The following is a 12,021-nucleotide window of genomic DNA, read 5'->3' as shown; positions in this document are numbered from 1 at the left end:
CGGACCTCGCCGGCGGGAAGACGCGCGCCACCGCCGGCTTCCCCCTCCGGTCACCTCCGTACGAGGACCTCGGCCCGCGCCTGGCCGAGCGCACCGTCCGGCCGCGCGCGGAGACGGCCCGGCTGGTGCTGGACGGCGTCTGAGCGCCCGACCCGGCCCGCGACCGACGCGGGGCGGACCGTGCCGGGGCCGAAGCGGGCGTTGGCGCGGTCGATGGCGGCCTCCACCGTCAGCCGGGATTCGCGCACCGGGTCCAGGGTGAGCTGGCGGGTCACGCCCTCCGCGCCGGTGAGGTCCTCCGCGCGCAGCACCATCCCGGTCAGCCGGGCCCGTTGCAGGCCGGCCGCGTCCATCAGGCGGTACGCGAGGGTGCGCAGGTCCTCGTCGTGGGCGGAGGGCTCCACCAGCCGCCGGGACCTCTCCCACCGGGTGCCGCCCGCGAACTGGAGGGTCAGGGACAGGGACCGGGCGGCCTGGCCGCGTCCGCGCAGGGTGGCGCCGAGCCGGACCACGAGGCCGAGCAGCGCGGCCCGGGCGTGCGGGCCGTCCAGCTCCTGGCGGGTGAACCCGGCCCGGGCGGCCGCCGAGGAGGGCAGGTCGCGCGGGGTGACCGGGCGCGGGTCGATCCCACGGGCCCGCTCGGCCGCGAGCCGGCCGGCCCGTTTGCCGAGGATCCGCTCGACGACCCCGGGCGGGACGTGGGTGAGCGCCCCGACGGTGTGCAGCCCGTACCGGCGCAGCGCCTCGGCATGCCGGGAGCCGAGCCCGTACAGCTCCTCCACGGGGAGGGGGTCCAGGAAGCCGGCCACCGCCTCCCCGGGCACGGCCAGGATCCCGCCGGGTCCGGGGATCCGGGCGGAGGCCATGGCCGCCACCGCCCAGGTGGCGGCGACGCCGATCCGGACGTCCGTGCCCAGCCGGGCCACCGCGCGCAGCCGGACCACCTCGGCGATGCGGGCGGGGTCGGCGCCGAAGTACCGCTGGGCGCCGCGGACCTGGACCAGCGCGGCGCGCGGCGGCAGGGCCTGGACCAGCGGGGAGAACTCGCGCAGCAGCTCCAGCACCTCGCGGTAACCCTCCCCCGACAGGGCGGGGGCGCAGCGGACGTGCAGTACGCCGGCGGCGGTCCTGACGGTGCTCATCCCGCGCTCCCCGGGCTGGAGTGCCACAGCTTGCGGCCGGTGGCGGCGCGTTCCCCGGGCGGCTGGAGGTCGGCCCAGGGGTTCATCTCGTAGCCGGTGGGGAGGTGGATGCGGCGCCCGGTGCCGGTACCGGTGCCGGTGCCGTCCCCGGCGGGGGGTTCGGCGAGGGGTTCGGCGAGCCGGGCGGTGACCGCCTCCAGGCCGCTGTGCCCGCGCAGTTCGGCCAGCTCGGCGAGGTTCCAGGCGGCGGCCCCGACCACGCTGAGGCTCTGCGGGCCGCGCCGCTGCACGACTCCCCGTACGAGCAGCAGGAAGGAGTGGAAGACGGTGTGCGCGCAGGCCTCCTGGCTGTCGTCGAAGAAGGCCAGGTCGACCAGGCCGGTGCCGTCGTCGAGGGTGGTGAAGATGACGCGGCGGCCGGAGCGGATCGGCGGGGTCTGGGTGGCGGCCTTGGCGCCCGCGACGAGTACGGTCCGGCCGTGCCCGGTGTCCCGCAGGCGGGCGGCCGGGGTCACGCCCAGCTCGGCGAGGAAGGCGTGGTGGTCGTTCATCAGGTGGCGGGAGGTGTCCATGCCGAGGACGCCGAGTTCGGCGCTGAGCCGTTCGGCGTCGGTCAGGTCGGGCAGCCCGACGGGGGCGGCGGACCGGCCGCCGCCGAGGGGCAGCTGGGCCGCTCCCCTGGTGCCGGCGGCGCGCTGGGCGCCGTGCAGTTCCGTCAAGTGCAGCAGCAGGTCGCGGCGGTTGGCGCCGAACGCGTCCAACGCCCCGACCTGGGCCAGCCGTTCGGCGACCGGCCGGCCGGGGTGGGCGCGGTCCCAGAAGTCGCGCAGGGAGGCGTACGGCTGTCCGGCCTCGATCCGGCGGGTCTCGGCCTCGCTGATGCCGTGGACGTCGGACAGGGCGAGCCTCAGCCCCCACCGCTCCGGCTCCCGCCCGCCCGGGCCGTCGGACACCAGTTCGATGCGGTGGGCGGCCGCCGAGCGGTTCACGTCCAGCGGCAGCACGGGCACGCCCCGCCGCCGGGCGTCCGCCAGCAGCAGCCGCTTCGGGTACATCCCGGGGTCGTGGGTGAGCAGCCCGGCGTAGAAGGCCGCCGGGTGGTGGGCCTTGAGCCACGCCGACTGGTAGGTGGGCACGGCGAAGGCCACGGCGTGTGCCTTGCAGAAGCCGTAGCTGCCGAAGGCCTCGACGATCTCCCAGGTCCGGGCGATCACCTCGGGCGCGTAGCCGCGCCCGGCGGCCGTCGCCGCGAACCAGGCCTTGATCCGGCCCTGGGACTCCGGGTCGGAGAGCCCGCGCCGCACCCGGTCGGCCTCGTCGCGGCCGCAGCCGGTCATGACGTGCACGATCTCGATGATCTGCTCGTGGAAGACGACCACCCCGTACGTCTCGCGCAGCGCGTCGGCCAGGTCCGGGTGCGGGAAGCGGACCGGGGCCCGCCCGTGCCGGGCCTCGATGAAGGGGCGCACCATGTCGGCGGCGACCGGGCCGGGCCGGAAGAGGGAGATGTCGACGACCAGGTCGTGGAAGGAGTCGGGCTGGAGCCGGCCCACCAGGTCGCGCTGGCCGGGGGACTCGATCTGGAAGCAGCCCAGCGTCTCGGCGGAGCGGATCAGTTCGTACGTCGGCCCGTCGCCCGGGGGCACCTGCGCGGGGTCGTCGAGGTCGAGGTCGAGGCCCGTCGCCCGCTTCAGCTCGGTGACCGCGTGCGCCATCGCGGACTGCATGCGCACGCCCAGCACGTCGAGTTTGAGCAGCCCGAGGTCCTCCACGTCCTCCTTGTCGAACTGGGACATGGGGAAGCCCTCGCCGCTGGTGGGGACCACCGGGGTGCGCGCGAGCAGCGAGGCGTCGGAGAGCAGCACCCCGCACGGGTGCATGGCGGTCCCGCGCGGCAGCGCGTCGAGCGCCTCGACGAGGTCCCACAGCCGCCCGTGCTCCTCCCCCCGCACGTCGCGGAGTTCGGGCAGTTCGGCCAGGGCGGCGCGGGCGTCGCGGGCCCGGATGTGCGGGAAGGCCTTGGCGAGCCGGTCCACGGCGGCCGGGTCCATGGACAGGGCGGCGCCGACGTCGCGGATGGCGTGGCGGACCCGGTAGGTCTCGGGCATGGCGACGGTGGCGACGCGCTCGGCGCCGAAGCGGCCGATGATCCGGCGGTAGACCTCCAGCCGGCGGGCGGATTCCACGTCGATGTCGATGTCGGGCAGCACGCGGCGGCGCTTGGACAGGAAGCGCTCCATCAGCAGGCCGTGCTCGACCGGGTCGGCGTGCGCGATGCCGAGGAGGTGGTTGACGAGGGAGCCCGCGCCGGAACCGCGCGCGGCCACCCGGATGCCCATCTCCCTTACGTCGTCCACGACCTGGGCGACCGTCAGGAAGTACGAGGCGTAGCCGTGGTGGGCGATGACGTCGAGCTCCTCCTCCATCCGGTCCCAGTACGCGCGCCGCCCGGCGTAGCCGCGCAGCACCATCCCGGCCGAGGCGCGGGAGGCGAGCACCCGCTGGGCGGTGCGGTGGGCGGCACCGACGAGGCGGGCCTCGGGGAAGTGCACGGAGCCGATGCCGAGGTCGTCCTCGGGGTCCACGGAGCAGGCCTCGGCGGTCTCCCGGGTCCGCGCGAGCAGCCGGCGGGCGTCGGCGGCGCGCAGTCCGGCCGCCTCGGCGATCCGCTCGGCGGCCTCGGCCATGGCGGCGGGGTCCTTGAGCCACCGCTCGCCGCTGTCGCGGGCGCCCCGGGGGCCGAGGGGGACGAGCCGGCGGGCGGCGTCGAGGACGTCGGCCACGGGGCCCTGGCCGGGGTCGGCGTACCGGACCGCGTTGGTCAGCACGGCCGTGACGCCCTGCTCGGCGGCGAAGCCGACGGTACGGGCGGCCAGGCGCAGCGAGCCGGGGCCGGTGCCGGTGCGGCCGTGGTGGACGGCCTCCAGGCGCAGGGCGTCGCCGTAGACGTCCCGCCAGGGCGCGAGCAGCCGCGCGGCCCGGTCGGGCCGTCCGGCGGCGAGCGCCCGCCCCACCTCGGACCCGGGCCCGAGCAGCACGAACACCCCTTCTCCCCGCAGCGCCTCCCACGACAGCCCCTGTGGCCCGGCGGCAGCGGAGAGGCCGGCACCGACGACCCCCGCCCCGACCCCCGCCGACCCGTCGCCGCCGAAGCCGCCCGGCACGGCCCCGCCGGCCGAGCCTCCCGCACCGGAGCCCGCGCCCCCGGCCCGCGCGGCCCCGCCGGACCCGCCGCCGAGGGGGACCCCGTCGGCCGGACCGCCCGCGCCGGATCCCGGGCCGGGGCCACCGGCCCCGCGCCCGTCCCCCCGCCCGGCCGGGGCAAAGGCGGTGGTGACCATCCGGCACAGCTCCGCCCAGCCGGCGGCCCCGTCCCGGGCCAGGAAGACGGCGCGCGGGGCGGACTCGTCCACGAAGGCCCCGCCCCTGACGGGGGTACGCCTGCGGTACGAGGCCTCGCCGGCCGGGCCGGAGGCGCCCGGGGCCGCCACACCCGCGGCACCCGCGGCCGGCGGCACGGGCAGGTCCACCCCGAACAGCGGCCGGATCCCGGCCCCGGCGGCAGCCTTCGCGAACCGCACCGCGCCCGCGAGGGTGTCGCGGTCGGTGAGGGCGAGGGCGTCCATGCCCCGCTCGACGGCTCGTTCCGCCAGCCGCTCCGGGTGTGAGGCCCCGTACCGCACGGAGAACCCCGAAACGGTGTGCAGATGCGTAAAACCAGGCACCCGCGGCCTCCTGCTTCGCTCGACCTTCAACCTCCCCCTTCTCCACCATAGAGCAATTCGAATATTCGTGCGAAACACTTGTTCGATCATCCATTCGCCCCTCCCCTGCTGCGCCGGACCCCCCGCGCGCCGAGCGTGGGCACCATGACCCACCCCACCAAGAGCAGCGGCTTCCTCGCCGAGATCAAGGACGCCGTGACCGCCCGGGCAGCCCTGCTGGTCGTGGGGGTGCTGGCCCTCCAGCTGGCGTTCATCACCTCCTACATCGGGGCCTTCCACCACCCGAAGCCCAGCGGGATCCCGATCGCGGTGGCCGCCCCCGCCGAAGCCCTCGCCGCGCAGACCGCGAAGGGGCTCGACGCCCTGCCCGGCGGGCCGCTCGACCCCCGCGCGGTCAAGGACGAGGCGACGGCGCTCGCGCAGATCGAGAACCGGGACGTGGACGGCGCCCTGGTCGTCGACCCGGCCGGCACCACCGACCGGCTGCTGGTCGCGAGCGGCTCCGGGGCCTCGCTCTCCCAGGCCCTGGAGCAGATCGTCGGCCTGGCCGAGAAGGCGCAGGGGCGCACGGTCCGGGTCATCGACGTGGCCCCCGCAGACAAGGGCGACAGCCGCGGCCTGAGCTCCTTCTACCTGGTCGTCGGCTGGTGCGTGGGCGGCTACCTGTGCGCCGCGATCCTCGCGATCAGCGCCGGCGCCCGGCCCGCCAACATCCACCGCGCGGTCATCCGGCTCGGAGCGCTGCTCCTGTACTCGATCGCCGCCGGGCTGCTCGGCGCGGTCATCGCCGGCCCGGTGCTGGGCGCGCTGCCCGGCTCGCTGCCGGCCCTGTGGGGACTGGGCACCCTGGTCGTCTTCGCCGTCGGCGCGCTCACCCTGGCCCTCCAGGGCGTGGCGGGCGTGGTCGGCATCGGCCTGGCCATCCTGGTGGTCGTGGTCTTCGGCAACCCGAGCGCCGGCGGCGCCTACCCGTACCCGCTGCTGCCGCCGTTCTGGCGGGCGATCGGCCCGGCCCTGCCGCCGGGCGCCGGTACGTACGCCGCGCGCTCCATCGCGTACTTCAAGGGCAACGGCGCGGGCGGGCCCATGCTGGTGCTGGCCGCCTGGGCGGTGGCCGGCTCCGTGATCACCCTGGCCTGCGCGGTCATGCGCCGCGGCCGCCCCGGAGCCGCGGTGGGCAGCGGCCTCCCCGACGACGCCCCGTCCGTCCCCCGCTTCACGAGCGGGGCGGCGGAACCGCGCTGAGCGGGCACCGGGCGGACCCGAGGAGCCCGGCCGCACGGAGGCGGCCGGGCGCGAGGGCCCGCTGGACGGGCCCCTCTGGTACCGGACCCGGCGCCGAGGCTTCAGCGCCGGGTCCGCGGGCGGTCAGCCCGCGCGGTGGACGACCTCCCCCGCCACCACCACCGTCTCGGCCACCGTGCCCGGGATGGACTCCGGGGCGACGCGCAGGATGTCGCGGGACAGGACCACGAAGTCGGCCGCCTTGCCCACCGTGAGGGAACCGCGCTCCCGCTCCAGGAAGTTGGCGTGGGCGGAGCCCATCGTGTAGCCGTACACCGCCGTCTCCACGTCCACCGTCTCCTCCGGCCGCCAGGGCTCGCCCCCGCCCAGGGGGCAGCGGGTGACTGCGGTGTAGATGCCGATCATCGGGTCCATCTCGGCGACGTTCCAGTCGCTGGAGAAGGCCAGCACCGCCCCGGCCCCGTGCAGGCTCCGCATCGGCCAGGCCTTGTGCCAGCGCTCCTCGCCCACGTTCTCGGCCCAGTCCTGGCCCGGGCCGGCGATCTCGGGCGCGCAGTGCCTCGGCTGCATGCAGGCGACCACGCCCAGCTCCGCGAAGCGGGGCACGTCCTCGGGGTCCAGGCACTCCACGTGGACGACCTGGTGGCGGGCGTCGCGCGGGCCGTTCACCGCCCGGGCGTGCTCGACGGCGTCGAGGACGGTGCGGATGCCCCGGTCGCCGGTGGCGTGCACGAAGCACTGGAAGCCCTTCGCGTCCAGCTTCGCCAGCAGCTCCGCGAACTCCTCCGCCGGGTAGAAGGTGTCGCCGCGGTGGTGCCCGCAGCCGGTGTACGGCTCCAGCAGGGCGGCCGTACGGGGCTCCACCACGTCGTCGATGTACAGCTTGAGCGGGCCGACCCGCAGCCGGTCGTCCGCGAAGCGGCGGGCCGCGTCGGCGAACTCGTCGAGGTCGGCGTCGCCGGTGCCGCGCGGGTGGAACAGCGCCGCCACGATCCGCGAGCGCAGCCGGCCCTCCGCCCTGGCCCGTTCGAAGAGTTCGAGGTCGTCGAGGGAGTTCTGCGGCTCGACCACCGTGGTGATGCCGAAGCCGACGGCGTCGTCGAGGCTCTTGGCGAGCCGCCCGTACTGCCGGTCCGGCGAGGCCCACGGCACACCGAGCTCGCGCAGCGCCCGGTGGCCCGCGCGGGAGAGCCCCTTGACGGCGAAGTCCTTGACGAAGCCGGTGGGCTCGCCGGTCTCCGGGTCGGTCGCGGCCGTGCCGAAGGGCAGGTCGGTGCGGTCGCGGGTGACGCCGAGGCGGCGCATGGCGGCCGTGTTCAGCCAGGCCGTGTGGACGTCGTACGAGAGCACGATGGCCGGTACGTCGCCGGTGACCGGGTCGAGGTCGGCGGCGCACGGCATCCGGCCGCCCGGGATGGCGGAGTAGTCGAAGGCCTCGGCCTCGATCCACTCGGCGCCGGGGTGCTCGGCCCGCCAGGCCCGGATCCGTTCGTGGATGCCCTCCAGCGTGCGCACCCCCGCCAGCTGGACGCAGTCGGCGTCGGAGCCGAGCCGGACGTGGTTGTGGGCGTCGATGAACCCGGGCAGGACCAGTCGGCCGCCCGCGTCGAGCCGTTCGGTGTCCGGCCCGGCCCAGGCGGCGGCCTCGTGGCCGGGGCCGATCCACACGATGCGGCCGTCGCGCACGGCGAGGGCTTCGGCCTCGGGCAGGTCCGGGTCCACGGTGTGGATGTGGGCTCCGGTGAGCAGCAGGTCGGCGGGGTGGTTCACGGGTGGTGCTCCTGTCGCGGTGGTGTGAGGGGTCAGGCGGCGGCCGGGACGGGGGCGGGGTTCCGGCGGTACAGGGCGGCGTAGACGAGGCCGGAGACGACCGAGCCGAGGAGGGTGAGGTCGGCGCCGCCGAGCGGGGCCACGAGCGGCCCGGTCCACAGCTCGGAGTCGCAGGTCAGGGCGGCGAAGGTGATGCCGGCGAGGAGCGCGGCCAGGCCGGCCGGGTGGTAGCCGGAGCGGTACCAGTAGGCGCCGTCGGGGCCGGTGGTGTGCAGGGCGTGGCCGTCGTAGCGGCAGCGGCGCAGCAGCATGTCGGCGAGGAAGACCCCGCCCCAGGGCGCGAAGACGATGATCAGGAGCGAGAGGAAGGAGGTCAGCGCGCTCGTGAAGTCGGTGAGGAAGAGCGCGGCGAGGGAGCCGGCTCCGGTGATGGCGGCGCTGACGACGATGGCCTTGGCCCGGGTCCAGGGGATGCCGAGGACCTGGAGGTTCAGGCTGGACGAGTAGAGGGTGATGATCGAGTTGGTGACGGAGCCTCCGAGTACGAGGGCCAGGAACAGCGGCTGGAACCAGCCGGGCAGCAGGCTCTCGGTGCCGGCGACGGCGTCGGTCATGTCGGTCCGGGTGGCGGCGGCGACGCCCGCGACGCCGAGGGCGACGGAGGAGAGGAAGCCGCCGAGGGCGCCGTACCAGGTGATCGACTTCAGCGAGGTGGTGCGGGGCAGGTAGCGGGTGTAGTCGGCGGGCATCGGCAGGTACGAGAAGGGAGCCGCCAGCATGATCACGAAGGCCAGGCTCCAGCCGGAGGCGCCGGGCACGGTGGCCGCGGGGGCGGAGGTGTCGGCGCCGGGGATCAGGAAGGCGAGCAGGGCCGCGAAGCCGGCGGCGAGGACGTACGCCATCCAGCGTTCGGCGAACTGGACGGTGGCGTGGCCCCACATGGCCACGACGAAGGTCAGGGCGAGGGTGACGAAGAGGGCGGCGGCGCGGGCGGGGGTGCCGTGGAACAGGCCCAGGTCCTCCAGGAAGACCTCCAGGGCGAGGGTGCCGACGACGGTGTTGAGGATGGTGTAGCCGATGCCGACGAGCCAGTTGAGGACTCCGGCGGGGAGGTTTCCCCGGACGCCGAAGGCGGCGCGGGAGATGACCAGGGTGGCGGTGCCGGTGCGGATGCCGGACAGTCCGGCGGCGCTGATGGCGAAGAAGGCCAGTCCGCTGACCACGACGACGGCGGTGGCCTGCCAGAAGGTGAGGCCGAAGGCGACGGCCAGGGCTCCGTTGATCACGTAGGTGAAGGTCAGGTTGGAGCCGAACCAGAGCCAGAAGAGGTCACGCGCGCCGCCGTGGCGTTCGGCGTCCGGGATCGGATCGATGCCGCGCGTCTCGACTCTGAAGATCTCGTCACTCATCGTGCACGCACCCTTGATCTTGAATGGCGTTCTAAGTTCTTGAATGGCATTCAAGATGAGGGGTGCTTCCGACCCCCGTCAAGACCCTGTCCGGGATAAGGTCGGCCCACGAAGATCGGGAGGCGGCAGCGGTGGCAGGAGCGGCACGGCGGCGCGACGGGCAGATCGCCCAGGAGCGGATGCTGGAAGAGGCCATGACGGCGATCGCCGAGGACGGGCTCGCGGCGCTGACCATGTCCAAGCTCGCCGACCGCCTCGGCACCAGCGGCGGCCACATCCTGTACTACTACGGCAGCAAGGACCGGCTGCTGCTGGAGGCGCTGCGCTGGAGCGAGCAGCGGCTCGCGGCCGAACGCGCGGCCCTGCTGCGCCGCCGGGTCACCGCCGCCCGCAAGCTGGAGCTCTTCCTGGAGCTGTACCTGCCCCGGGGCCCCCGCGACCCGCGCTGGACCCTGTGGATCGAGCTGTGGGCCCGTACGCCGTCCAACGAGGACCTGCGCGCCGCCCAGGAGGAGATCGACGCGGGCTGGCACGAGGACCTGGGCGCCCTGCTGGCGAAGGGCGTCGAACAGGGCCGGTTCGCCCCGACCGACACGGCCGCCCGCGCCTCGGAGCTGCTCGCCCTGCTCGACGGGCTGAGCACCCGGGTGGTGCTGGGCCAGCGGGACGCGGACCGGGTACGGGCCCTGGAGCGGGCGCGCTCGGCGGCTGCCCTGCTGATCGAGCACCGCTGAACCCACGCGCTTGTGGAAACCTTCTGAAGGATTTCCCTCCGAGTGCGCCCTACCGTGCTCCCCCGCCGGGGAGCACAATCGGCCTGACTACCCGCGTCGGACGTGAGGGAGGGAGCGCGTGCGCAAACAGGTGCGCACCGCGGACGGCCGCGCCCTGACGGCCCAGCAGTGGGGGGACCCGGACGGCAAACCCGTCCTCCTGCTCCACGGGATGCCCGGCAGCAGACTGGGACCGGCACCCCGCGGCATGGTCCTCTACCAGCGGCGGATGCAGCTCATCGCCTACGACCGGCCCGGCTACGGCGGCTCCGAACGCCACCCGGGCCGCTCCGTCGCCGACGTGGCCCAGGACGTGGCGGCGATCGCCGACGCCTTCGGGCTGGACACCTTCGCCGTGGCCGGCCGCTCGGGCGGCGCCCCCGGCGCCCTGGCCTGCGCCGCCCTGCTGCCGGAGCGGGTCACGCGGACCGCCGCCCTGGTACCCCTCGCCCCCCGGGACGCGGAGGACCTGGACTGGTTCGCCGGGATGGCCGCCTCGAACGTGCGGGAGTACACCACCGCCACCGACGACCCGGAGGAGCTGGCGGCCCGGCTGATCCCGCGCGCCGCCGGCATCGCCAGGGACCCCGGCCGGCTCCTGGACGAGCTGCGCCGGGAGCTGACCGCCAGCGACCGCATGATCGTCTCGGACGCGGGCCTGCGGTCGATGCTGCTGCGCAACTACCGTGAGGGAGTGCGCACTTCGGCGTACGGCTGGATCGACGACATCCTCGCCTTCAGCAGCCCCTGGGGCTTCGACCCCGCCGACATCCGCTGTCCCGTGCTGATCTGGCACGGTGAGCTCGACGTCTTCTCCCCCGTGGGCCACGCACGCTGGCTGGGCCGCCGCATCCCCGGCGCCACGACGGCCATCGACCCGGACGCCGCGCACTTCGCGGCGCTGCGCGCGCTGCCCGACGTACTCACCTGGCTGCTGCGCGAGCCCCTGGGGGAGCAGCAGCCGGCTTAGGCGTCCGCCGCGGCCGCCTCCACGAGCAGCGCGAGCACCTCGGCGAGGCGCTCGCGGACGGCGGGGTCGGCGATCAGCCCGTCGGCGCCGGCCGGCCCGGGGACCGGCCCGATCCGTACGCACGCGGGCTCCACGACGGTGGCGCCCGTGTAGCCCAGGACCGTCCTCAGCGCCGCCTCGGCGCCGCCGCCGCGGCCGGGGGCGGCGGCGTTGACCCAGGCCACGGGCTTGTCGCAGATCTCGGTGCCGCCCACCGTCCAGTCCAGCAGGTTCTTGAACGAGCCGGGCAGGCCGCCCGCGTACTCCGGGGCGCAGACCAGCACCGCCGACGCCCGTGCGATCGCCTCGCGCAGCGCGGCCACCGGGGCCGGCAACGGGTCCTTGTCGTCATCGGGGTTGAAGTGCGGGAGGTCCCCCAGGCCCTCGTAGAGGACGGCGCGCAGCGGCGGGTCGGCCTCGGCCGCCACGGAGCGCGCGGTGCGCAGCACGGCCTCGTTGGAGGAGCCTGCGCGCAGGCTCCCGGACAGCAGCAGGACGACGGGTGTGGCGGGCATCCGCCCAAGCTACCCACCTGCGCGGACGCGGGCCGGGGCGGGTCCCGGAAAACTGGAGCTTGCGCTGCGGCGAACGGCCGAATGCGGGCCCTCGATAAATGCACCACGCTTTCTATAGAACGCTTGACCAGGCGTCATGCCTCGGTTGCCAATGGGGTGTGGACGAGTAAAGTCCACGCTTGACAGCAGTGATGCGCTGATGTCATTCCCTCCCATTTCACATGGCCTCCCCGAGGACGGTGTCGTGAACACTTCCGCAACCCCCCCGACCAGCACGGTCAAGGACCGTCGTGTTCCCCTCGCGAAGATCGACGTCCGCAGCGCTTCCGCGGCCGCGGCGCTCGAGCGCGTCCTCCCGTCGGAATCCGGTCGTCGCGTTCAGGCACCGATCTTCAACTCCGCGCTCTGACGATCAGTTATGAGCTCTAGACTG

General features: G+C 75.0%; 9 protein-coding genes. 4 read left to right on the top strand and 5 right to left on the bottom strand.

Annotation, left to right across the window (positions count from 1 at the left end):
• Positions 1-50 precede the first annotated feature (50 nt).
• On the bottom strand, positions 51-1,142 hold the full coding sequence (locus ACZ597_RS30090; RefSeq protein ID WP_471336647.1) for a DNA polymerase Y family protein: 1,092 nt from the start codon (positions 1,140-1,142) through the stop codon (positions 51-53).
• Entirely contained in the window at positions 1,139-4,867 is a 3,729-nt protein-coding gene (locus ACZ597_RS30085; RefSeq protein ID WP_471336644.1) for a DNA polymerase III subunit alpha, read from the bottom strand. The genes ACZ597_RS30090 and ACZ597_RS30085 overlap by 4 nt, the downstream gene beginning before the upstream one ends.
• A gap of 144 nt (positions 4,868-5,011) precedes the next feature.
• Here ACZ597_RS30085 and ACZ597_RS30080 point away from each other — a divergent pair, with 144 nt between their 5' ends.
• Positions 5,012-6,112, top strand: a complete 1,101-nt coding sequence (locus ACZ597_RS30080; protein ID WP_471336641.1) for a DUF3533 domain-containing protein — start codon at positions 5,012-5,014, stop codon at positions 6,110-6,112.
• Between the two features lie 123 nt (positions 6,113-6,235).
• Here ACZ597_RS30080 and ACZ597_RS30075 read toward each other — a convergent pair whose 3' ends face one another.
• Positions 6,236-7,882, bottom strand: coding sequence for an amidohydrolase (locus ACZ597_RS30075; protein WP_471336638.1), 1,647 nt, complete (start codon positions 7,880-7,882; stop codon positions 6,236-6,238).
• Positions 7,883-7,914: 32 nt separating this feature from the next.
• Positions 7,915-9,291: a purine-cytosine permease family protein gene (locus tag ACZ597_RS30070; protein WP_471336635.1), complete on the bottom strand. Its 1,377-nt coding sequence runs from the start codon at positions 9,289-9,291 to the stop codon at positions 7,915-7,917.
• 131 nt (positions 9,292-9,422) lie between these two features.
• Here ACZ597_RS30070 and ACZ597_RS30065 point away from each other — a divergent pair, with 131 nt between their 5' ends.
• Together ACZ597_RS30065 and ACZ597_RS30060 are read left to right on the top strand one after the other, a co-directional pair.
• Entirely contained in the window at positions 9,423-10,025 is a 603-nt protein-coding gene (locus ACZ597_RS30065) for a TetR family transcriptional regulator C-terminal domain-containing protein (RefSeq protein ID WP_471336632.1), read from the top strand.
• Between the two features lie 118 nt (positions 10,026-10,143).
• Positions 10,144-11,034, top strand: a complete 891-nt coding sequence (locus tag ACZ597_RS30060; RefSeq protein WP_471336629.1) for an alpha/beta fold hydrolase — start codon at positions 10,144-10,146, stop codon at positions 11,032-11,034.
• Here the strand turns inward: ACZ597_RS30060 and ACZ597_RS30055 are convergent.
• Positions 11,031-11,588 carry an NADPH-dependent FMN reductase gene (locus ACZ597_RS30055; RefSeq protein WP_471336627.1) on the bottom strand — a complete coding sequence of 186 codons (558 nt, stop codon included), beginning with the start codon at positions 11,586-11,588 and terminating at the stop codon, positions 11,031-11,033. The genes ACZ597_RS30060 and ACZ597_RS30055 overlap by 4 nt on opposite strands.
• A gap of 136 nt (positions 11,589-11,724) precedes the next feature.
• On the opposite strand from ACZ597_RS30055, the gene fxsA reads away from it, so the two are divergent.
• Positions 11,725-11,997, top strand: coding sequence for an FxSxx-COOH cyclophane-containing RiPP peptide (gene fxsA / locus ACZ597_RS30050; protein WP_471336624.1), 273 nt, complete (start codon positions 11,725-11,727; stop codon positions 11,995-11,997).
• Positions 11,998-12,021 lie beyond the last annotated feature (24 nt).

The organism is Streptomyces sp. NPDC040718, from assembly GCF_055593565.1.
This window is presented reverse-complemented; position numbering and strand designations above follow the sequence as displayed.

Coding starts and splice junctions, on each gene's coding strand:
- ACZ597_RS30090 (WP_471336647.1), bottom strand. CDS start 1,142: ATGAGCACCGTCAGGACCGCCGCCGGCGTACTGCACGTCCGCTGCGCC.
- ACZ597_RS30080 (WP_471336641.1), top strand. CDS start 5,012: ATGACCCACCCCACCAAGAGCAGCGGCTTCCTCGCCGAGATCAAGGAC.
- ACZ597_RS30070 (WP_471336635.1), bottom strand. CDS start 9,291: ATGAGTGACGAGATCTTCAGAGTCGAGACGCGCGGCATCGATCCGATC.
- ACZ597_RS30055 (WP_471336627.1), bottom strand. CDS start 11,588: ATGCCCGCCACACCCGTCGTCCTGCTGCTGTCCGGGAGCCTGCGCGCA.
- fxsA (WP_471336624.1), top strand. CDS start 11,725: ATGCCTCGGTTGCCAATGGGGTGTGGACGAGTAAAGTCCACGCTTGAC.